We start from the raw sequence: 21,631 nt of genomic DNA, 5'->3' as shown, positions 1-21,631 counted from the left end.
TTCCGGTAATGTGCCGGGGGCAGCTTTATTCAGCTCTGCTTTATTTAGGCTCCGCTTAATCCAGCTTAAAGCCCCTATTTTCTACAAATGGCTTGATATGAGGCCGGACAGGCAGCCGGTATTTATCGGCCATGCTGCGGGACCAGGACATCTCGGATTGGCCCCCAGTCCGTTCCCTATAGTAGCGCCGGGTTGTTTCATCGTATTCTTGAATTCCTTCGAGGACTGCTCCGGTATCATAGGCGTTCTCATGCACGACAGCCCCCATAGGGAGGCGGGGACGAAGAGACGGCTCCTGATCGGGTACACCGATGCACATGCCAAACACAGGGTAAACCAGCTCCGGAAGGCGCAGCGCTTCGCTTACTTTGTGGGGAACATTGCGGATGCCGCCGATATAGCAGATGCCCAGGCCCAGAGATTCGGCCGCAATGGCTGCATTTTGCGCCGCCAGCGCAGCGTCGAGTGAGGCCACGAGGAAGCTTTCCGTATTCTGGTGAAAAATTTCTCCGCAATTCTCCGTCACGTTCCGCAAACGCGATAAGTCGGCACAGAACACGAGAAACAGTCCGCACTGCTCTACATAAGCTTGATTTCCCGCGAATTCTGCGAGTTCCTTCTTTAAGAGAGGGTCCGTGACCGCTATTATGCTGTAGGCTTGTACATTGCTTGAAGTAGACGCCATCTGAGCGGCCCCGAGAATAGCTTTCTTCTGCTCGGCGGCAAGAGGTTCCGGTTTAAACTTGCGTATCGAACGGTGATTCATCAAAAGATCAATAACGGAATTCATATACGATTTCTCCTTTTGTAATCCGTATGGAAAACTTATGTCTATTATAGATAGAAAAAGGGCTTTTCACAAAGAGTTCCAAGGAAGCGAATGACTTGCCGGATAACTTGGAGTAATCGTCCGTTCAAGTATATGCTGAGATTATTAAATGGTTATTAATTGTTCTAAAGAATAGTTTTATCTTAATCTGTGGCGATTACCACGGATTTTTTTATGCCCTCCGCATAGGAGTTGTTCCTAGGTTCCAAGTCCCATACATGGGATACAGGACTAGTCATCTCGGCTAAGCTGCCATAATCAGTTAGGAATTAAACCTTAAATACAAATGGCTTAAGTAGGTGTTGTAACAGGAAATCATAGGCATTAAGATCTACCGCGGGTATTTCGGTTATGGGCAAAATTGGTTTTTATTATATAAAATTTCATTTAATTTTATTATTATTTAAAATATTTTAACAAAACAAAAACTGTATTTAAACAAACAAAATAGAGATAAATTCTTTAAAATATTTTCATTTCGGGCACTTTCTTTTTAGTATTTTAATATTTTATTTGGAGTTGACTTGATATTACTGGTAGAGTTATGATCGAATTGTAATAATTTTCCTTGCATATTTTCCTGTTTCATCTAGTTTTTGAATGATTTAGAGTAGATGACGAACGATGGGAGGGAATTTTTTGACCGATTTTGGAGAATGGGAAGCAAAGATAAGAGAGGTTTTACGGCAGAATTTCAAATTGTTTGTTCCAGTTGAAGAACTGGCAACGGATGCCGAGCTGCTTTACAACGGTTTGAATTCAGTAGATTTCATTAATCTGGTCGTAGAGATTGAGAAAGAATTCAGCCTCCGGGTTGATGCGGCGGATTTAAAACTGGACAATTTCAAAAGCATTTCCGAGATTTTGAATTTTATATCTTACCAAAAAGAAAAAGCAGGAATACACGCCGTCGGGGGAAGTGATTAGCTGTCTTTTGGTCTCCCCTTCCTCAAGTGTTTCTATTACTAGGAGAGTGAGAGAATAACGATGCCGTTAACCGTGAATGGATCCGTAAGATCTTTAAGCGATTTTTTAGGTGAACCCGCCAAGAGATGGCCTGACCGGGAAGCCGTTAGCGATGGCAAGCATTCCCTTACTTTCAAAGAGCTGGATCAAGCGAGCCGTCATCTGGCCCGGTTTCTGATCAGCGAGGGCGTGTGCGCAAACCAGCATGTGGCGATCCTTGCACCCAAGGAAGTGTCGGTCGTTATTGCGATAGCTGCATGTTTGAAGGCCGGAATTACTTACGTTCCGATTGAGCCGACTAATCCCGTACAACGAATCGAGTATTTGATTTCGGATATAAAACCCGCGTATCTCATTATGCCTTCCTCTTTTAGGGAAAGACTGAATCCGTCTATATTCCAATCCATTCCCGCCATTCATCTGGAGCAGGTTATTCCGGGAGACTGCCCTGTCTGGGGAGAAATCCCGATCCATGAATTAGAGCTTCCGCTAGAAACCGTAGAAGATTCCACATTAGCTTATTGTATGTATACCTCTGGTTCAACCGGCGAGCCTAAGGGTGTTCAAGTTGAACACAAGAGTGTCCTCAGTTTCATTCAGACCTTTCAGGATATCGTGCAGTTTGATGAGCGTTCCGTATGCCTCAATACGTCTGCATTTAATTTTGATGTGTCCATTGAAGATGTATTCGCTCCTCTGTACTATGGTTCTCGTGTCTTCCTGTATTCAGGCTTGATGTACCCGACCCGATTCTTTGACATTCTGGAGCGTGAGAAAATTACACATCTGATCGCGATATCATCCACCATTACTTTGATGGCGGGAGCGGCCGGTGAATTCCAGGAAAGGGATTTATCCCAGTTGAAAGTTCTGCTGACGGGTGGAGAAGTGCTTAACGTGAACGCTATCCAGACATGGCTTCGTGAAGTGCCGGGTATCCGGCTCTACAATGCGTATGGACCGACGGAGACGACATGCGTATGCGTCATTTATCCGATTACGGAGATTGAACCTGACCGTACCGAGTTCTATCCGATCGGCATACCGCTCCGGGGCGTCTCTTTGCGAATCGTGGACGAGGAAGGAAGTACGCTCGGTCCTGATGAAGAGGGCGAACTGCTTATTGGCGGCACCCATGTAATGAGGGGGTACTGGAATAGGCCGGAACTCACGGCATCGAGAACGGTAACGATAGACGGAATCCGGTATTACAAATCCGGTGATGTTGCCAGGATTGATCCTCAGGGAATCTGTCACTATCTGGGGAGAAGAGATGACGAAGTCAAAGTGTTCGGCTACCGCATTAATCTGAACGAAGTCAGGAACGCGCTGATCAGCGTGGATCATGTCGCAGACGGAGTTGTAGCCGCCATTGAAGATAAGCAGGGCAAGGTGCTGGTTGCCGCTATCATCTGCAAAGAATCTATGGAGCCGTCGTTCGGGGCGGACGTGATCCGGCAAATTTCGCTGAAGCTGCCGAATTACATGATTCCCAGGGCCGTTCTGTTATGCCGTAATTTCCCTGCCATGACGACGGCTAAGACGGATGTCAAGAAAATAGTCCGTCTCATTCAAAGCAAAATGGCTGAAAGCAGTTCCAGCATCCTTCTTCAAACAGAGGATTGGGACGGTTAAACCGTGTATAAGCATAAGATGGAAGTGAGTTTGAAACCGGTCAGACGCGTTATTAACTCAGAATAGGCGGTGGTTATTATGAATATCCAGTATGCAAGTAAGGCAGAGACTTCCTACGAATATGGGTGTGACTTAAGAAGGATTTACCCATGGGAGTCGCTTATTGATCCGTTATGGGGAAGTGCGATTGCTTCTGTAAGAGCCGGAGAAAACACTGCGCCCCATGCTCATGACGAACATGAGACGTTCATCATCCTGAAGGGCAGGGGACTGATGACGATCGAGGATGAAACGGCCGAGGTATCCAGTGGCGATATCATCTATATCCCACCGAATCTTCAGCATACGATCCGTAACAGCAGTGAAGAAGAAAGACTTGAATTCATTACCATTTACTGGGGGAGCCCTGAAGCAAATGAACGGATGCTAAGAATGGCAGAGGAGTTGGTAGAGTCCAGAGCGTCCAGAATTTGAACAAGAATCCCGGAGAGAACGTTTCTTGTCAGAAGTGAAGGAGGAAGATGATGACAGCTAATCGTGCATTTCATGTAATCGCGCCGCCCCCTACTCCTAATGGGGACCTGCATGTCGGGCACTTATCCGGTCCGTATTTCGGCGCAGATGTATTCTCCCGGTTCCAACGGTTGAGAGGCAGCCAAGTCACAAGTGCACTGAGTATCGATGAGAACCAGTCCTATGTTGTGACAACAGCCGAAAGGCTGCAGGAGGATCCGAAAGAACTCGTTGCAAAAAATTACGATGATATTCGCAGAACTTTGCAAATGGCAGCTATTCATTTTGATACTGTAGGCAGGCCGGACGAGAAGTATACCCGGTTCGTATCGGAATTTTTTGAAACCCTGTATGCGGCAGGCAGTCTCATTGAGAAACAAGTGCAGGTCTATTACAGCACAGCGGACGAGCGGTATCTGTTCGAATCCTATATTAAAGGCAGATGTCCGACTTGTTTTGACTCGACTAACGGCAATATTTGCGAAAGCTGCGGCCATCCTAACGACCCGTTCACGCTGATCGATGCGGGGCCCGTAAATTCCTCTGCGGGAAAGGACGGGCTGGAGATTAGAACCGTACGTGCCTTGTTCCTGCCCGTGGAATCTTACAGGGCCCGGATCAAGACGTTTTTTGAAGAAAGTGAACAACATATCAGGCCTACCCTCAAATTACTGCTTACTGAACTCCTCCAATCTCCTTTGCAGGATTTTCCGGTTACGTACGTCTCGGACTGGGGAATCCGTATTCCTTTTGATGGCTTGGAATCATCGGTTTACAACGTCTGGGCCGAAATGTATCCGGGGCATTTGTATTGGCTGAAGGAAGCGGGTCGTACTGCTACGGAAGAAAGCGCAGACACCCTCTCTTATGTCCAGTTTCTCGGCTTCGACAATTCCTACTTCTATACGATCGCACATGTGGCTCTGGCAATGGCTGCACAGGATGCGGGTCTCTCCGTTCCGGTAGCCAGTCATTTTATCACCAATGAATTTTACCTTCTGGATAACGATAAGTTTTCCACAAGCAGAGGACACTTGATCTGGGGAAAAGAACTTCTCGCTAAGTACAATGCGGACGCCGTCCGGTTCTACCTGGCTTATACCAATCCGGAAACACAGCAAACCAATTGTTCACTGGACACGATGACGGCTTGGATTCAGACAAATTTGGTCGATAAGTTTGAAAAAATCCGGTCGTTGTATAACAAACGGGTCGGACAAGGTGTGATAACCGGACAAGTCTCTCCGGAATGGAATTCCTGGATTCAGACATTTCAGCATAGATTTGAGCTCGTGTACAGTCCCGATACATTCAGTCTGCGGACAGCGGCCCAGACCTTCGTCCACTACATGGATCTGGTGGAAGATCAGCTGGTGAAGACTGAGGCGGATAGTACACCTGCAGGGATCGGCCCGGCAATGGCCGCCCTTGCCCTGTTTGCGGCTCCTTTGATGCCCACATTCGCATCCCGGCTCGCAGAAGAGTTAGGAATTTCCGGACCTTTGTCCTGGAAAGAACTTCCGGTGATCGGTAACGTACGACCTCTGCCGCCCGGTTTAATTACACTTCAAGCATTGGCAGTAAGCACGGTGTCCAGTTCTTCATAATGGGAGGTATTTATGTCGCACATTTATGACCTGATCGGAATAGGATTCGGCCCATCCAATATCGCACTTGCCATTGCATTGGAAGAAATGGACGTAGATCTGGACTTTCTGTTTCTTGAGAAATCGGCTAATAGAAAATGGCAGGAAGGGATGCTGCTGGACGGTTCCGATATCCAGAATAATCCTCTCCGGGATTTAGTTACTCCGCGTAATCCGCGAAGCCACTATACCTTTATTAACTATTTGAAGGAAGTCGGCCGTTTCTTTGAATACTTGAATCTGGGTATTCACTATCCGCTGCGTAAAGAATACGCCCTGTATATATCGTGGGTTACAGAACAATTTTCCGAATCCGTTAAATATTCGACACAGGTTACACATGTGGATATGGTTGCGGGGAAGGAAGGGCAGAAGCTGTGGCAGATTCAAACCTCAGCAGGGGAAGAGTACTTGTGCCGCAGCCTGATCGTAGGTCCGGGCAGAACACCTAACATTCCGGCGGAATTCAAACCGCATATCGGTTCCTCGATTTTTCATTTGACGGAGTATATCCAGAAAATCGAATCATTCAACCTGCAGGAGGATACCACGGTTGCCGTCATCGGCGCGAGCCAAAGTGCGGTAGAAATACTGCTTGATCTCATGAACCGGACCTCTACGGCACAAATCTGCTCGATTCACCGGTCGTTCGGCTTCCGCCTCAAAGATACGAGCCCGTTCAGCGATCACGTGTATTTCCCGGAATTTATCGACTATTACTACAGTTTATCCCGGGACTCGAAACAACAGATAGCGGTCCAGCTTAATAACACGAACTACTCATCTGCGGATGGGGATGTCATTAACCAATTGTATCTCCGCCTGTACGAAGAGAAGCTGGACGGGAAGAACCGATTTCGTTTTATAAATAATACCCGTACTGAAGAGATTACAAAGGCAGACAAGGGCTGGAATTTGTTAACGCAGGAAATCCATACGAAAGCTTTCCGTCAAGTTCAGGCGGATGTTGTCATTCTGGCGACAGGGTTCCTGGATTTCGGAGTCGGGCATAAGGGGGAGAAGTTCCCGCCACTGCTTGAACGGGTCAAGAATGCTTTGCCCGTAGACGAATTCGGAGTCATACAAGTTGAGAGGGATTACGCCGTGAAGTTAGTGGGAGAGGACGCGCTTCCCCATCTGTATTTGAACGGATTGTGCGAGTCGACCCACGGGCTTGGCGATGCAGGCTCCTTCAGTCTGGTTTCGCTCCGTTCCATGGAGATTGCCAAGAGCGCGGTTCATAACCTGACGAAATCAGAAGAAGTTAAGGAACGTTTGTATCAGATGTAAGTCTATTAATGAATGAGGTGAATGTATTGGCCCGAGTTGCTTTTACCACTTTTGCCATCATGAAACAACCGTACGGTCATCAAGAAGTCCAAGGGTTTGAGGATCTGACGCCGCCCGTATTCGAGGTGGCGGAAGACAGCCCCGGTTTTATTGCCAGAGCAAAAGAAACCGACGATTTGACGCACCTCACCAACTTTGAGCGCGACTGGGGAGAATGGGGGGCTTTCAGTGTCCCCCGGTTCTATACGGGTGGGTTTACGATGTCCACCGATACCCGGGCTTCGACTTTATCGCTCTGGGAGGACATTGACTCCGTTTATCAGTTCGTCTACAAGGGGCTTCACCTTACAGCACTCAAGCAGCGCCATGAATGGTTCGTTAAGCCGGAATGGCCGACCTATGCCATGTGGTATGCAGAGGAAGGTGAGATTCCGACCTGGGAGGAAGCGAGCAGGAAACTGGAGCTCCTGCATGACAATGGCCCTACGCTGGCCTCATTTGATTTCAAGCAGTTATTTGATGAAAGCGGCAATCCGTTTCAGATTAGACCCAAAGTTAGCCAGGATAAGTAGAACAGCCCCGAATATTTCAGCGGGTAAAAGGAGTGATAGGAGAATGAATGACTCTACATTTGCAGAGTACGAATCTAATGTGCGCAGCTATTGCCGGAGTTTTCCGGCGGTTTTCAGAAAGGCTTCGGGAGACCTGATCTATGATGAAGCCGGCAACCCTTATCTGGATTTTTTATCAGGCGCGAGTTCGTTAAATTACGGGCATAATAACGGGCCGATCCGGCAAGAAATTACCGCATATCTGCAGGAGGAGGGGATCGTTCATTCCCTGGACATGTATACGACTGCTAAACGGAGTTTTATCGAGGACTTCGTAACCCATATTCTGAAGCCCCGGGGGCTGGACTACAAACTGCAATTCCCGGGACCGGCCGGCACCAATGCGGTGGAAGCTGCCATGAAACTTGCCCGCAAAGTGACCGGAAGGACCAACATCATCGCGTTTACGAATGCGTTTCACGGCATGAGTCTCGGAGCGCTGTCGGCTACTACGGACCCAGTCAAACGGTCGGCGGCCGGGATCAGTCTTCCGGGTGTCACTTTCATGCCTTATTGCGGCTCTCTGGGAAGCCCCGATACGACGCTGGAATACATGGAGAAGACCCTGACCAACCGGGGAAGCGGAGTAGAGCCGCCGGCCGGCTTTCTGGTGGAGCTGGTCCAGGGAGAAGGAGGCCTGAACACGGCAACATCCGAATGGCTGCAAGGTCTTGCTTCACTCGCCCGCAGACTGGAAGTGCCGTTAATTGTGGATGACATTCAGGCGGGATGCGGCCGAACGGGGACGTTCTTCAGTTTTGAAGAAATGGGAATCACACCGGATATCGTGTGTCTTGCCAAGTCCTTAAGCGGTTATGGGCTTCCGATGGCTCTTGTCCTGCTCAAACCGGAGCTGGATGTCTGGCAGCCCGGGGAGCACAACGGAACTTTCAGAGGGAATAACCTGGGCTTTGTAGGGGCCTCTGCAGCCATACGCAATTATTGGAGAGACAGGCGCTTCCAGGAATCGCTTGCTGTGAAGTCTGCTTATATTCGGCAGACGCTGCAGGATTTGTGCACTCTTTTTCCGGAAGGGGAAGCAGTCGTAAAAGGAAGAGGCTTGATGCTTGGTGTGGATGTGAAGCATGGACTTCTGGCCGAAACGATTTCCAGGCAGGCATTTACGAACGGTCTGATCATTGAAACTTGCGGCCGGTCCGATCAAGTCGTTAAGCTGCTTCCTCCATTGACGATCTCAGATGAGAACCTGAAGGCCGGACTTGGTATTTTAAGACGCTCTATGGAGCAAGTCCTGGAAGATACACTTTTGAGTGTTTAAGGAGACGTTATTATGACTAAGCACGCATCATCCGACTGTGCGGATGTAGTCATTATCGGAGGCGGCATTAACGGCACCAGCCTGGCTTTTCATCTTGCGAGAGAAAAGGCGGGGAAAATCGTGGTGCTGGAAAAATCCCAGCTTTCCACAGGTGCAACGGGAAAAAGCGGGGGGCTGGTCCGCTGCAACTATACCAATGAAGCAGAGGCCCGGCTGGCTTTAACGAGCCTGGAATATTTTCAGAATTGGGAAGGGATTGTCGGGGGAAGCTGCGGGTTCGACCCATGCGGCCTGGTCGTTATCGTGCCGCCCGGCAAACTTGCCGATTTGAAGCATAATATGAGCTGGCAGCGAGCTATGGGTATCCCGATCCGGCTAATTGCCCGGGATGAAGTCAATCAAATAGACTCTTCGATGTATATGGAAGAGTCTATTGATTATGTGGGCTTTGAAGAATCGGCGGGATATGCCGATCCTAATGCGGCTAATTATTCTTTCATGCAGGCTTCCCGGGATTTGGGTGCTGAATACCGGATCGGGACGGGAGCCGTCAGAATCGTGCACAGCAACAACCAGGTTCAAGGGGTCCTGACCAATCAGGGAATGATCCATTCGCCTGTCGTTGTCGTAGCAGCGGGAATCGGGGCGAATCGTTTGTTTGCACCTTTGGGTCTCGACCTGGGACTGACACCTACTCTGACACGCATTGTCACTTTTCGCTGGACGCCGGAGCGGACTCAGAGGCACCCGACATGTATGGATTATGTCCATAATACCTGGTTCCGTCCGACGAGCGAGTCCTGTACCCTGATGGGTTCCGAATCCGGTGTCAGGCCCATTCATGGAAGGATCAGGGCGTCCGAGAGTGTTCCCGATCATTTGATCAGGGAATACCGGGAGCTGCTGGCCAGCAGGTATCCGGTTATGAATAACGCTAACGCACGCGGGAATTGGGCCGGCTTGTTCATGACAAGTCCGGACTCGCGTCCGGTCATCGGCCCGCTTGAGCCGTATTCGGGGCTGTACACGGTTGCGGGAGACAGCGGGACTTCTTTTAAGACGGCTCCTGCCATCGGAAGAGGGCTGAGCGAGCTTATTCTTCACGGAAAAGCTTCCACCGTAGATTTATCCCCTTTCTACGCGTCACGCTTTGACAGGGTGCAGCCTTGGGTTGATTCCCACCGCTATAGCCAGGATAATGCCACTATTTCGAGATAAGGAGGGCTAAGAATGTCTGAATTAACAGCCAATGTCCGTGTTATTGCCGCATCTGACAAGCAGATCGACGATCTTGTTCCGCTGTTTGACTCCTATAGACAGTTCTACAAGCAGGACAGTGACCCGGGTCAAGCCAGGAGATTCCTTGAAGATCGGCTCCGGAATGGGGAATCGGTTCTTTTCCTTGCTTACGAGCATGATACCGCAGTGGGGTTTACCCAGCTGTATCCGAGCTTTTCCAGCGTCTCTCTAAAAAAATTATGGATTCTGAATGACCTGTACGTCATCCCGGAAATGCGTGGCAAGCGGGTGGGAGAAATGCTGATTGGGAAGGCAGCGGAACTTTCACGGAGTACCGGAGGCAAAGGTCTGATTCTGTCGACCTCTGTACATAATCACAGCGCTCAGACGCTGTACGAAAGAGTCGGATTTGAGAAGGATCTGGAATTTTACCATTATTTCATGCCGACCGTCTAACGAGGCGAATATGAGGAGAACGGGAGTGTTCCGATGAACAGCCTAGCTACGATAGCCGGTTCCACATCCTTTAATCCGGGGGAGCTTCTCAGACTTCCCCGGACCAATAACCGGCGCCCCAAGGTCAGACTGGGAATCAGCAGCAATCTGACCAGTGCGCATGCCAGGGAGCTGTGCTTCGGGTGTTTGGCAGGCGCCCAAGAATGGCTGCAAAGCGATCCTCCCTACGAGCTTGAACTGCTGTGGGAAGAGGATACGCTCGATGAGAACGACGACAGTACCGCTCCCAGGCGGCTCGTCAGATCAGGAGCGGATATCGTGATCGGTCACTGCAGCAGCACGGAGGCTCTCCGTGCCGCTCAAGTGTACGAGCAAGCGGGCATCCCCTTCCTTGCGCCGGGTACTTCCAATCCGCTTCTTACGGCGATGGGGCTGCGCAATGTTGTCCGGTATTACGGAAGAGACGATGACATGGCTGAAGCGATGACGGATGTGGTCGTACGGGGAGGCGCCGGCAAGGTTGCTCTCGTCTGGCAGGATATTCTGTACGGGCGTACTCTGGCCGGATTATTAAGAGGCACTCTTGTGCGCAGCGGGATCGAGGTGGCGACGGAATCGGACGGGAAGGGCCATGCCTTGACCGCCACTAATCTGGCCGGTTTGGACACCGTTGTTTTTGCCGGAACTTATCTGGCAGGGGCAGAACTTCTTGAACAGTTAAAGGAAGCCGGTTACCGAGGTTCGGTGGTTCTGGGAGACGATGCTTATCTGGAGGAGTTTCTGGCTGCGGCCCAAGGTTTACAGGGTGAAGTCTATGTGGTCTCTACGGGAGTTAATACGGACCATTCCGATTATGAAGCGTTTCGCCAAAGGTATGTGGACTTGTCGGGCCTGGAACCCGGGGCCTATTCGGTAACAAGTTACTTGGCCGCCCGTCAAGGTCTGGAGTCCATTCACATCCTGGCTCAAAGAGGGCTGCATGCGTTTATCGACAAGATCCGGATGGAGAGCTTTACGAAGGATTCTCTTGTAGGGAAGCTGCACGTGAACTACAAAGGGGAGCCTATGAATTTTGCCTGGAACACACACCAGGTGAAGGACGGGCGGTTTGTTAAATGGCCGTCACGGGCGTAGGCCCATTTAGTGTACAAGCCGTATGAGTGTACTTTGAGGAACCGAGTCTAAATTGCCGGGGGGTTAAGCGATGCAAGTCATTGATGGGATTGACTGTTTATTTGATCAGAACTTGTATGACGAACATGGACTGAATTGCTTTTATGTGCCCAAGTATATAGCGACTCAAGCGTATGGACAACAGAATCCCGATTTGTTCTATCTGTATTTCTACTTTTATCTCCATTATAATGTCCGGTCCGATCCCCAATTTCCGCAGCCTTACAATAACGATTCTTTAGATTTGACCGAAGCCTTTGTTCTGAAAGAAAAACTGGGTCTGGAGATCGCTGCTTTACCCGCAGATGAGGACCTCGTCCTGAAGATTGAAGAGCAAGTAAGGAACGGATGGCCTGTCTTTGTACCGGTCAATAAAAAGGCGATCTTCTACTGCGAGGAATATCTAAAGAAAGATCATCCTCATTTGACCCTGATTAAAGGGTTTGACAGCGAAAGAAAGGTATTCGTTATTCAGGATGGCGAGCACAACGTTTCCTTAACCAACAGCAAACCTTATCCTGCCCTGCGCACCCGTACCGGCGATGTATGTTCCCAATTCTACATGCTCTACGAGATGCTGGAATCCGGGTACCGGCTTTATAATGAATCCTTTGAATATATGCGCGGCACCATTAAAGTCCTGAAACCTCTTACTTCGCCTGTCACCGCCCCTGCTTCCGGCGTATTAACAGATCTGTCCGGTATGATTCTTGAATATGCAGGGCAAGAGGAGCAACTGATCGGGCCCAAATTCGATTATCTTCTGAATCACGATACGGGCATGGGTATGGCTTATGCGAACACGCAAAAAGTGCTCTTTAAAATGATCTTGAAATTCATGGCGGCAAACGAAGAAGATCCGGCTCGGATAGCACAGACTCAGACGCTTATGAACGATTGCCATGAAGCGTGGAAGAAACTCATCCATTTTGTCATGTTTATCCATAAAAGAGAACAAGGCAGTGCGGAAGAGACGCAGAAAAATCAGACCGTAATCAGCCAATTTCAAGAGGAAATTATTCAGCTTGAGCGGAAGCTGCTGGATCAGCTGGCACGGATCGGAACTGCGGTGGCCTGAGCCTGGGGCTGCCGTAACGGCCCCGGATGCCTGCCTTGTTTTATCAAATAAGAAGCGGTGATGCACAGATGGGAATCATTCAAGTTAATGATTTGAGCAAGAGCTTTAAAGTTTTGAACCGGAGGCAAGGATTGTCGGGAGCTTTCAAAGATTTATTTTCCGGGGATTACAGGATGGTTCATGCCGTCAAGGGGATTTCCCTGGAGGTGGAAGAAGGAGAGATTGTCGGGTTCATGGGGCCCAATGGCGCCGGGAAATCCACGACCATCAAAATAATGACAGGTGTATTGGAACCGACTGAGGGCAGCATTATGGTGAACGGCCAGATTCCGTATAAGAACCGGACCCGCAATATGCAGCAAATTGGCGTTGTATTCGGCCAGAGGAGTCAGCTTTGGTGGGATTTGCCCGTGATTGAGTCTTTAAATATTTTGAAAGAAATCTACAAGGTGGATCAAAAGAGCTTTGACGAGAATATGGATACGTTTAATGAAGTCCTGAATTTGAATAAACTGCATGCGACACCGGTAAGGTTTTTGTCTCTGGGACAACGGATGTTATGCGACATAGCGGCCTCGTTCCTGCACAATCCCAAAGTTATCTTTCTGGACGAACCCACGATTGGTCTGGATGTCTCCATTAAGAATAAAATCAGAAATGTCATAAAAAAATTAAATGAGATTAAGAAAACGACCATTATTTTAACGACGCATGACTTGAGCGATATAGAGGCTTTATGCAAAAGAATCGTTATTATCGATAAAGGGACGATTATTTATGATGGGGGCATTCAGGCGGTAAGCCGCTCTTTCGGGGCGTTCCGAACGCTCAAACTGGAATGTACGGAGAATGATCCGGACCTTCATCTTCAGATCGCGGAGAAAGTACAGGCTAATTTCGGAGCGAAAACCACTATACCTGTCGTTAAAGCGGATGATTACTGGATAAGTCTGACGATCAATCAGGACGAGGTAAAACTGATGGAGGTTCTGAATTTCGTTATCAGTCACTTTCAGGTGAAAGATATCAAAATCGAAGAGGTCGATATCGAACAAATCATCCGGAATATTTATGAGGGCGGTGTATCATGAAACGCTATTTCGTTATTGCCAGAAATAGTTTCATGACGGAATTATCAAGGAGAGCAAGCTTTATCTTTGCTTTCCTGGGCAATATTCTGTATTTGACCGTCATTTATTTCCTGTGGTCCTCTATTTATAAGAACAACACTGAAATCAACGGCATGACCTTCAATGAGGTTTTTGTTTACCTCGCGTTAGCCTCCTCTATGGCCGTGATGTTTCAAGTTTATACGGAATGGTTCATGTCCAGAGACATTATCAGCGGGAACATTATAACCGATATAATTAAGCCTCTTGACTATCAGTTCAACCGGTTCTGTAATTCGCTGGGTGGCGTCTTCTCTAACTTTCTGACGATTACGGTTCCGTCCTTTCTGCTCATTCTTCTTGTATTTCAAGCAGGCATTCAAATCCGACTGAACTTTCTCTTTTTTATTCTTGCCGTTATCTTTGCCCTGATTATTGCTTTCCTGATCGATTACATGATTGGTTTGCTTTCCTTTTATACCGAATCCATATGGGGGATCAGCATTACCAAAGAAGTGGTCGTTTTATTTTTTTCCGGCGCTCTGGTTCCCTTGGCATTTTTTCCTGAACCATTGCGTGAAGTTGTTCAGCTTTTACCTTTTCAAGCCATCTACAACACTCCGTTAACTATTCTGATTACACCAACCTTACAGGCATCCGATTACCTTACATTCATCTCCGTTCAACTCTTCTGGATCTCTGTTTTATTCATCCTTAGTCGTTTCTTTCATCACAGGGCATTAAAGGTCATCACAATAAACGGGGGTTAATGGCAGTGAGAACACTCTTGTTTTACTTTAAAATTTACTTAAAAATCACTTCTCAATATTTTAAAGTGAAAATGCAATACCGGGCCGACTTTATTATAAGCTCGATCGGGATGCTGGTAACGAATCTTGTGGGGATTCTGCCTTTGTGGATCATTTTCAATTCCGTCTCCAGCCTGGAAGGCTTTACTTATTATGAAATTTTATTTATTTATTCGTTTTCCCTGATTGCCTTATCCCCGCTGCAGCTTTTCTTCGATAACATCTGGAATCTGTGGACCCATCTGATCGACGGAACGTTTATCAAATATTACTTGAAGCCCATTAATGTCATGTTCTACTACATGTCCGAAGTCTTTGACATCAAAGGATTAAGCCAATTAGCCTTCGGGGCTGCCGGATTGATCTATGCTTCCGTCCAACTCGGTCTCTCCTGGAATTTGGTAAGCATCGTTTTATTATTGATTGCTCTGCTGGGCTCTTCGTTAATTATGGTTTCTCTAATGATTATGGCAGCGGCAACGGGTTTCTGGATTACGAATCCGTTTCATGTGATCGCTTTTGTTTTCCGGTTCAGAGAAATCGTCAAATACCCCGTAACCATTTTTAATAATTTTTTTAAATTTCTGTTTACGTTTATCCTCCCCATCGGATTTGTCGCCTTTTATCCATCCCAGCTCTTTTTAAAATCCTTCACCGATGCCGATTTGCTGGCTTACTGCTCGCCGTTAGTCGGGGTTCTCTTATTTTCACTGGCTTATCTGGCTTGGAATAAAGCCATCAAAAGCTATTCAGGAACAGGCTCATGATCTTGCAACAAGAAAAGGCTATAAAGAGACCGCTGCAAGCCTGCTTTGGTCTTAATAGCACTCCCTTTCCTTTTGGACCAGTAAAAGAACAACCAATAGAACAACCCAGTACCGGCGCGGTACTGGGTTGTTATTTACAAAACTTGTATTCGTTTTGCAGCGGCCTCTATAAGGAGGACTTTTGTGTGATTAAACATGAAGTTGGACAAATTCCCCAAATAAAAAGCCATCTTTGCGTGGTCTGGGCAAAGATGGCTGTATTAGCGTGTAAGACCTGTGTAGGAAAGCCCTGTCTTGCGCCTAGTGGGTGAAGACGTGATTTCCGATCACAGTTTTGGCAGGACGCGCTTTACTCCATGCCGATGTGGCAATGTCCGGATTGTAGTAGAATAGCGCGCCTGATGTCGGGTCCGATCCGTTCAAAGCTGCACGGGCCGCCTGGTAAGCACTCGCATTAGGCTTCATGGCATACTGCCCGTCTCTCACGGCAGAGAACTGGCCCCGCTGATGAATGACGCCCGGGATCGAATCGGGGAACGAGTTGGACTGTACGCGGTTAATGACGACGGCGCCAATCGCCACTTGTCCCTGATAGGATTCACCCCGTGCCTCGGCATAGATGATGCGCGCCATTTGCTCCAGGGCATCCGTTTGAGGCGCGGCTGTTTGTTTGAGCTTGGCGATGGTCCGGGAATCCGCCTGCCCGTCAGCGGGAAGACCGTAAGCGCGCTGGAACTTTGCCACGGAATCCTTGGTGACTGCTCCGTAATATCCGGTTACGCCTGCGTTAAAATACCCGAGCGCATCGAGGCGCTCCTGTAAATCCAGTACGTGCTCGCTCTGGGTTCCGGTCGACAAAGACATAGCCGAGACGGAAGGAGCGGCGCTTGCAAAGCCGACAGCACAAACTGCGGCAGATAGTACGATAGGTAGTTTCTTCATAAGTATGTGTTCCTCCTCTTAATTTCTGACCACGTTGTTGACGTGACAATATGACTAAGGGGCCTACGTTGGTCATAAAAAGCTGCCGCCCACGCTTATCAGCGGCAAACAGGGGAGTGACGGAGCCGGCCAACTTACCGGTTCGTCTCTATACAGTTCGAAGAGTATGTGCAGATTGCCTCCGTACATGGAGAAAAAATTCGCTTCTTCGATTTGGCGACCGAAACAGGACGGACAAAAAAAGAGACCCGCAGCAACGGGCTGCAGGTCTAAGGTTTATTTATTAAAAAAGGGGGTCGAATATTAGTATAGGCTACTTACATTAAAAGAAGATGAAAACTGCATTTCATTTGTGTTACAAATGATGTCTCCGGCGTTTTTTAAAGTGGAGCAGGGATGGTATAGTACTAGATAGCAGACTTACGAGCAATGAAGGGGAAGACGCAATTGGATACTCATACACAGCCAGTCAGACACACACCGGCGGGGGCGGCTGAGAAAGCCGTTCCGCAAGCACCCTTGGCTTCGGCTCAGACCACTGTTCAGCTGGTCGGTCCCGGAGAAGAAGATACGGCGTATTTCCGCCAGTTGGAGAGCAGGGGCATCGAACTTAACGAACCACAGCTTCGGGCGGTCCGCCATTTTACAGGCCCTCTGTTAACGATCGCAGGGGCAGGCTCAGGGAAAACCTCCGTTTTAATTTGCCGTACCGGGCATTTGCTTTCCGTAAGAAAAGTGCAGGCGAGGAATATTCTGCTCGTCACTTTCTCGACCAAAGCAGCCGCCGAAATGAGAACGCGGATCGCTAAGCTGCCGGGCATCACGGAACGGGATATCGCGCAGCTTGAGGCGCGGACGTTTCATTCTTTTTTTCTGCAGATTATCCGCAGACAAGGGATCAGTCTGGAGATTTTTAACGAACCGCGCAGACAGCATATTCTGCTTAAACAAATGATGCGGGAATTGGGAACGCTGGAGGCTTATCCTCCCGAAACGCTGCTTGCGCTTTTATCTTCTTATAAAATAAACCGGATGGCACTCCGGGATCTGCCGGAGGGGACGAGTCATGAGAAGGCCGTCAAAAGCATTCTGAACCGGTACGAATCCTGGATGCAGACTAACGGGAAGATGGACTTTGACGACGTTCTTCTGATCGCGCACAACGTTCTTCAAGAGAATAAAGAGCTCCTGCGGATGCTTCAGAACCGTTTTGAATATGTGATGGTGGATGAATTCCAGGATACGAACGGGCTTCAGTACGAGCTAATCCGGATGATCGCCGAGCCTCATGGGAATTTGATGGTTGTCGGGGATGATGATCAGACCATTTATACCTTTAACGGGGCAAGAAGCGAGTTTATTCTGGATTTCGAGAAGATCTATCCGGGAGCTGAAGTGATTACGCTGGATATCAATTACCGTTCGACAGCTTCGATCGTGGGGCTGGGCAACCGGATTATCCGCCGCAATGTGAAGCGGCGGCCGAAGAAGCTGAAGGCAACCAAGGTCGGCGAGGCGGTACCCGGGTACTTGCGTCCCAAGTCGGCTGAGGATGAGGCCGATGCGGTGATCCGCCACATTCTGGATGAGGTGGAGCGGAAGCGGCGGGAGTACGGCGACTTCGCTGTCCTGTTCCGCTCGGCGGGCAGCTGTCGGGCTCTCTTGGAGCAGCTGGTGCTGCGGAATATCCCGTATATCGATTACGGGGACGGGCAGCTGCTGTACCAGCATGGGCTGATCAAGCCCGTCATGGATTATCTGCGGCTGTCGCTGAACCGGCGTGATTTTGAGGCGATGGAGGGGATTATGCCCACGATGTATCTGGGCCGGGAGAAGGCAATGGCTCATATCCGCAGGCAGGAAGCAATACAGCCCAAGAAGGGCCCGCTGATTCATTTGATGACGATGCCGGATTGCAAAGACTATCACAAGGAGAAGATCCGGGAGAAGCTGGAGCTGATTCGCGATCTGACTCCTATGAATCCGGCCGCGGCGATCAAGCTTATCCGCAAGCAGTTCTACAATGCGTATGTAGAGACGGATGAGAAGCAGGCCGTTACCCAGCACAAGGAAATGTTGAAGGAGATGCTGGATGAGCTGGAATCATCCGCCGCGCGTTTTGATACGATTCCGGAATTTATGGAGTTTGTGAATGAGATTGCGGTCAAAACCACGTCCGGCAGACAGGAGCGGTCACCGGAACGAGGCAGCCGGATCTCGCTCATGACCATTCACCGTTCCAAAGGACTGGAGTTTCCGGTGGTCTTCGTAATCGGAGCGGTCGACGGCAGTCTGCCGCACAGCTCTGCGCTGGATGCCGAAGCGCCGGACAAAGCCGCGGCGCTGGAGGAAGAGCGGCGTCTGGCGTATGTGGCTGTGACGCGGGCGCGCGAGGAGCTGTTCGTAAGCTCTCCCGCCAGCTTCAGAGGCCGACAGGCCGCGGTCTCCCGCTTCCTGCTGGCGGCATTCGCCGCGCCTCCTGCAGCGGGAACGGAGCCTGCTGCGAAGCGTCCAGCCGCCGCCCGTGCCGGAAGGACATCCGTCACGATCTGGACGGCTGCACCGGCAGCGTCTTCTGCGGCCGGAGGGAGTTCTCCGGCTGCCACGGAAACAGTGGCAGCCTGGATTTGCGGCGCGTCCGGCTGTCCGGCGTGGTCGCGGATAACCGGGGCCGTGGAAGCAGAGCCCCCGGCCAAGAGCTGCCCGCTGTGTAAGTCCCCGATGAGTCAGGGGAGTAAAGAGGTTCCTGTACGACATGCCAAATAAGCACGTGAGGAAGTTGGGGAAAGCGGGCGCCGGTAAACGGCAACGGAACTTGCCAGAGCTAAAAAACAAAGCCGAAATGGACAAGGAATATAAAAGCACACCCCTTTACGAAAAAAAAGCCGGACGGCCGAAGGCCATAGGAACAGTCCGGCTTTCTGTAAGGGGTGTTTTACGTCTGCTTCCAGTGAATTAGCAGAGGGCCGTCCTCACCGTGGACCGGATCGGATGAAGGAACAGGTACGCGCTGGATCCGCTCCGGCGCTTCGGGCCGTTCATCTGCTTGCCCGGTAAGCAGATCGGCTTCCATCCCGTCCGGATAAGCCCCGACCACCCGAAAATCGGCGGTTGCCGATAGTCTCCGGTGGCCGGTGCCGGCCGGAAGCGCAATCACATCGCCGGTCTCCAGTTCGACCGGCTGTCCATGCTCTCCGCCGAGCTGGATAACGGCGGAGCCGCTGATGACGCCCAGCACTTCATGAGCCGTGCTGTGGTAGTGATGGTAGTCGAACACGCCGCCCGTCCAGCTGTTCAACCAGTTATTCCGGTTGAAGATCTTCTCGGCATTAGCGGCCTGTCCTTCGAATGCCCCCTTATAGAGAAGGACGGGCAGCCTTGGATTGTTGGGAATCGTTCCCTCATCTTTGAACAATAGCGTTTGGATTTCCGGTTTCTTCGGCATAAAGATTCCTCCGTTTCTGGACTGGACTTGCTTTACGTCTTATAAAAATGACCCTGCCGCCAATAAAAAGCTGCAGGGTCTATTTATTTTCCTGATGAATCTTAAAATTTACTGAGGGTTGGTTGTCCAAATTCCTGCCGCTTTGACAAAGACCCTTGCTGGAAGCTTCAGAGTGGCCAGGATGAGTTCGGCAACGTCTTCTGGCTGCATCATCCGGTCTTCATCGCCGATTTTGAGGCCTGCGTTAGTCGCCAGGTCTGTATTGACGGTGCTGGGCGTCAGAGCGGTGACGCGGATATTCGATTTGCGGACTTCTTGCAGAACGGATTCCGTTAAGCCCAGCACGCCGAATTTAGAAGCGCAGTAAGCGGAACCTGTCGCAAAACCGCGTTCGCCGGCAGTCGAAGCTACGTTAATAATGCTGCCGCTATTCTGTTTCACCATAGAAGGAAGGACAGCGCGGGTCACATAGTAAGTTCCCATGAGATTGACTTGAATAATGCGTTCCCACTCGTCCTGCTCCATATCGAGAAGCGTGCCGAATTGGGCAATTCCCGCGTTATTAATGAGGATATCGACTTGCCCCAGTGCGTCCGTAAGAGATTGGATCGCCTGATTCACTTCAGAAGATTTGGAAATATCCGCAGATGCGAAATGTACTTTAACACCATAAGTTGTGGAAAGTTCTTGCTGAAGTGCTTCCAGGTCCGACGTGCTGCGTGCAAGAAGTCCCAGATGTACGCCTTCCTTAGCGAGGGCGATAGCGGCTGCTTTGCCGATGCCTTTTCCAGCGCCGGTAATGATGGCTGTTTTATTCGTAAGCTGCATGGTTGTCTCTCCTTCTTCACACTTCATATGGAAATATACAAATTTCCACTTCCTTTTAAAATTACCATACCGGTTCCTAATTATCAAAATTACAGTTTCCGGAACGCAGTGAAATCCACTTACCAACAGATGACCATTTAGCGGAAAATAGATGGATGTTACAGTCGTTTACATCGATTTATTAATAGATTAAGAGAGAGGAGGTGTGGAAAAATGACAGTAACTTTTTTTAATTTGATTACAAACGGGGATTTTGAAACGGGAAATCCATCACCATGGGCCGTCTACGCGAGTTCAGTGGTGAATTCTGTTCAGAAGTCGGGGCAATACGCCATGCAGTTGACCGGCGGATTGGTGGGAGCAGGAATCTTACAGGCTTCCGTTGCGGAACCTGGTGCAAGCTATTCCGTTTCTGCTTCTTTTGCCAAACAAAGTGGTCTAGTCAGTCCGCAGGTCAATTTATCTGTTATTTACTATGATGCGTCCTACACATTCATTTCGTTAGGCTATTCCGAGGTCATTCTTTCCGGCACCTTACCGGATGCTTCCGAAGGCAATTGGAAAATGCTGTATGCAGTGACCGATCCGGTTCCGGATCATGCATTTTATGCTACCGTTCTGATTACGCTGACTCCACTAGCCGGTTCTTCGAATGTTGTGGTCGACGAGATTGTTCTGACAAGAGCAGAAGCAACTGGTGTTACAGGAGCAACAGGTGCTCCGGGTCCTACCGGTGCAAACGGTGCAACAGGTCCAACTGGTGCGGCCGGAGCCACTGGTGCAACCGGTGCGCAAGGTGATACCGGTCCAGCCGGCCCGACCGGTGGTGCGACAGGTGGTACAGGAGCTACAGGACCAACTGGACCGACAGGTGCCACGGGTGCTACGGGAGCCGATGGAGCGACGGGCGCAACGGGAGCCGATGGAGCAGCAGGTGCTACGGGAGCTGATGGAGCGACGGGCGCCACAGGAGCCGATGGAGCGACAGGTGCCACGGGAGCCGATGGAGCGACAGG

Annotated in this window: 20 protein-coding genes; 16 read left to right on the top strand and 4 right to left on the bottom strand. The window is 49.7% G+C overall.

Annotated features, from left to right (window positions below):
- Nucleotides 1-55 precede the first annotated feature (55 nt).
- Nucleotides 56-790, bottom strand: coding sequence for an oxygen-insensitive NADPH nitroreductase (nfsA, locus tag AR333_RS20660; protein WP_068777271.1), 735 nt, complete (start codon nt 788-790; stop codon nt 56-58).
- A gap of 678 nt (nt 791-1,468) precedes the next feature.
- Here nfsA and AR333_RS20655 point away from each other — a divergent pair.
- The 14 genes from AR333_RS20655 (at nt 1,469) to AR333_RS20590 (ending at nt 15,400) form a co-directional block, all read left to right on the top strand.
- Complete coding sequence (locus AR333_RS20655) at nt 1,469-1,756, top strand: phosphopantetheine-binding protein (protein ID WP_068777270.1); 288 nt, start codon at nt 1,469-1,471, stop codon at nt 1,754-1,756.
- A gap of 60 nt (nt 1,757-1,816) precedes the next feature.
- The gene (locus AR333_RS20650; RefSeq protein ID WP_068777269.1) at nt 1,817-3,430 is read left to right on the top strand and encodes an amino acid adenylation domain-containing protein; all 1,614 of its coding nucleotides are present in this window, start codon (nt 1,817-1,819) and stop codon (nt 3,428-3,430) included.
- 78 nt (nt 3,431-3,508) lie between these two features.
- Entirely contained in the window at nt 3,509-3,904 is a 396-nt protein-coding gene (locus tag AR333_RS20645) for a cupin domain-containing protein (RefSeq protein WP_068777268.1), read from the top strand.
- 50 nt (nt 3,905-3,954) lie between these two features.
- Nucleotides 3,955-5,550, top strand: coding sequence for a class I tRNA ligase family protein (locus tag AR333_RS20640; RefSeq protein WP_068777267.1), 1,596 nt, complete (start codon nt 3,955-3,957; stop codon nt 5,548-5,550).
- A 12-nt stretch (nt 5,551-5,562) separates the two neighbouring features.
- A complete protein-coding gene (locus AR333_RS20635) occupies nt 5,563-6,879 on the top strand; it encodes a lysine N(6)-hydroxylase/L-ornithine N(5)-oxygenase family protein (RefSeq protein ID WP_068777266.1) in 1,317 nt (438 codons plus the stop codon).
- A 26-nt stretch (nt 6,880-6,905) separates the two neighbouring features.
- Nucleotides 6,906-7,451 carry a DUF3291 domain-containing protein gene (locus tag AR333_RS20630; protein ID WP_068777265.1) on the top strand — a complete coding sequence of 182 codons (546 nt, stop codon included), beginning with the start codon at nt 6,906-6,908 and terminating at the stop codon, nt 7,449-7,451.
- A gap of 43 nt (nt 7,452-7,494) precedes the next feature.
- Entirely contained in the window at nt 7,495-8,769 is a 1,275-nt protein-coding gene (ectB, locus tag AR333_RS20625; protein WP_068777264.1) for a diaminobutyrate--2-oxoglutarate transaminase, read from the top strand.
- 12 nt (nt 8,770-8,781) lie between these two features.
- Nucleotides 8,782-9,987: an FAD-binding oxidoreductase gene (locus AR333_RS20620; RefSeq protein ID WP_068777263.1), complete on the top strand. Its 1,206-nt coding sequence runs from the start codon at nt 8,782-8,784 to the stop codon at nt 9,985-9,987.
- Between the two features lie 12 nt (nt 9,988-9,999).
- A complete protein-coding gene (locus AR333_RS20615; RefSeq protein ID WP_068777262.1) occupies nt 10,000-10,464 on the top strand; it encodes an N-acetyltransferase in 465 nt (154 codons plus the stop codon).
- A 33-nt stretch (nt 10,465-10,497) separates the two neighbouring features.
- The gene (locus AR333_RS20610) at nt 10,498-11,598 is read left to right on the top strand and encodes a branched-chain amino acid ABC transporter substrate-binding protein (protein ID WP_068777261.1); all 1,101 of its coding nucleotides are present in this window, start codon (nt 10,498-10,500) and stop codon (nt 11,596-11,598) included.
- 70 nt (nt 11,599-11,668) lie between these two features.
- A complete protein-coding gene (locus AR333_RS20605; protein WP_068777260.1) occupies nt 11,669-12,715 on the top strand; it encodes a hypothetical protein in 1,047 nt (348 codons plus the stop codon).
- A gap of 68 nt (nt 12,716-12,783) precedes the next feature.
- The gene (locus AR333_RS20600) at nt 12,784-13,806 is read left to right on the top strand and encodes an ATP-binding cassette domain-containing protein (RefSeq protein ID WP_068777259.1); all 1,023 of its coding nucleotides are present in this window, start codon (nt 12,784-12,786) and stop codon (nt 13,804-13,806) included.
- Entirely contained in the window at nt 13,803-14,594 is a 792-nt protein-coding gene (locus AR333_RS20595) for an ABC-2 family transporter protein (RefSeq protein WP_068777258.1), read from the top strand. The genes AR333_RS20600 and AR333_RS20595 overlap by 4 nt, the downstream gene beginning before the upstream one ends.
- Before the next feature lie 5 nt (nt 14,595-14,599).
- A complete protein-coding gene (locus tag AR333_RS20590; RefSeq protein ID WP_201280819.1) occupies nt 14,600-15,400 on the top strand; it encodes an ABC transporter permease in 801 nt (266 codons plus the stop codon).
- Between the two features lie 300 nt (nt 15,401-15,700).
- On the opposite strand, the gene AR333_RS20580 is transcribed toward AR333_RS20590, so the two are convergent.
- Nucleotides 15,701-16,342, bottom strand: a complete 642-nt coding sequence (locus AR333_RS20580; protein ID WP_068777255.1) for a cell wall hydrolase — start codon at nt 16,340-16,342, stop codon at nt 15,701-15,703.
- Nucleotides 16,343-16,789: 447 nt separating this feature from the next.
- Here AR333_RS20580 and AR333_RS20575 point away from each other — a divergent pair, with 447 nt between their 5' ends.
- A complete protein-coding gene (locus AR333_RS20575) occupies nt 16,790-19,108 on the top strand; it encodes a UvrD-helicase domain-containing protein (RefSeq protein WP_068777254.1) in 2,319 nt (772 codons plus the stop codon).
- 169 nt (nt 19,109-19,277) lie between these two features.
- Here AR333_RS20575 and AR333_RS20565 read toward each other — a convergent pair whose 3' ends face one another.
- Entirely contained in the window at nt 19,278-19,787 is a 510-nt protein-coding gene (locus tag AR333_RS20565) for a cupin domain-containing protein (protein ID WP_068777252.1), read from the bottom strand.
- 108 nt (nt 19,788-19,895) lie between these two features.
- Nucleotides 19,896-20,615: a 3-ketoacyl-ACP reductase gene (locus AR333_RS20560; RefSeq protein ID WP_068777251.1), complete on the bottom strand. Its 720-nt coding sequence runs from the start codon at nt 20,613-20,615 to the stop codon at nt 19,896-19,898.
- A 213-nt stretch (nt 20,616-20,828) separates the two neighbouring features.
- Here AR333_RS20560 and AR333_RS25190 point away from each other — a divergent pair.
- The coding region (locus AR333_RS25190) for an NTTRR-F1 domain (RefSeq protein WP_216638991.1) at nt 20,829-21,631 on the top strand (803 nt) is incomplete at its 3' end.

The organism is Paenibacillus sp. FJAT-26967 (genome assembly GCF_001541095.1).
Classification (GTDB): Bacteria; Bacillota; Bacilli; order Paenibacillales; family NBRC-103111; genus Paenibacillus_F.
Note: the sequence above shows the minus strand (reverse complement) of the source record. Positions and strands in the feature narration are given on the sequence as shown.

Bases quoted from the DNA above. Each gene is read 5' to 3' on its own strand.
- AR333_RS20615 (WP_068777262.1), top strand. From the start codon at position 10,000: ATGTCTGAATTAACAGCCAATGTCCGTGTTATTGCCGCATCTGACAAG.
- AR333_RS20635 (WP_068777266.1), top strand. From the start codon at position 5,563: ATGTCGCACATTTATGACCTGATCGGAATAGGATTCGGCCCATCCAAT.
- AR333_RS20610 (WP_068777261.1), top strand. From the start codon at position 10,498: ATGAACAGCCTAGCTACGATAGCCGGTTCCACATCCTTTAATCCGGGG.
- AR333_RS20640 (WP_068777267.1), top strand. From the start codon at position 3,955: ATGACAGCTAATCGTGCATTTCATGTAATCGCGCCGCCCCCTACTCCT.
- ectB (WP_068777264.1), top strand. From the start codon at position 7,495: ATGAATGACTCTACATTTGCAGAGTACGAATCTAATGTGCGCAGCTAT.
- AR333_RS20560 (WP_068777251.1), bottom strand. From the start codon at position 20,615: ATGCAGCTTACGAATAAAACAGCCATCATTACCGGCGCTGGAAAAGGC.
- nfsA (WP_068777271.1), bottom strand. From the start codon at position 790: ATGAATTCCGTTATTGATCTTTTGATGAATCACCGTTCGATACGCAAG.
- AR333_RS20565 (WP_068777252.1), bottom strand. From the start codon at position 19,787: ATGCCGAAGAAACCGGAAATCCAAACGCTATTGTTCAAAGATGAGGGA.
- AR333_RS20645 (WP_068777268.1), top strand. From the start codon at position 3,509: ATGAATATCCAGTATGCAAGTAAGGCAGAGACTTCCTACGAATATGGG.
- AR333_RS20595 (WP_068777258.1), top strand. From the start codon at position 13,803: ATGAAACGCTATTTCGTTATTGCCAGAAATAGTTTCATGACGGAATTA.
- AR333_RS20605 (WP_068777260.1), top strand. From the start codon at position 11,669: ATGCAAGTCATTGATGGGATTGACTGTTTATTTGATCAGAACTTGTAT.
- AR333_RS20580 (WP_068777255.1), bottom strand. From the start codon at position 16,342: ATGAAGAAACTACCTATCGTACTATCTGCCGCAGTTTGTGCTGTCGGC.
- AR333_RS20620 (WP_068777263.1), top strand. From the start codon at position 8,782: ATGACTAAGCACGCATCATCCGACTGTGCGGATGTAGTCATTATCGGA.
- AR333_RS20600 (WP_068777259.1), top strand. From the start codon at position 12,784: ATGGGAATCATTCAAGTTAATGATTTGAGCAAGAGCTTTAAAGTTTTG.
- AR333_RS20650 (WP_068777269.1), top strand. From the start codon at position 1,817: ATGCCGTTAACCGTGAATGGATCCGTAAGATCTTTAAGCGATTTTTTA.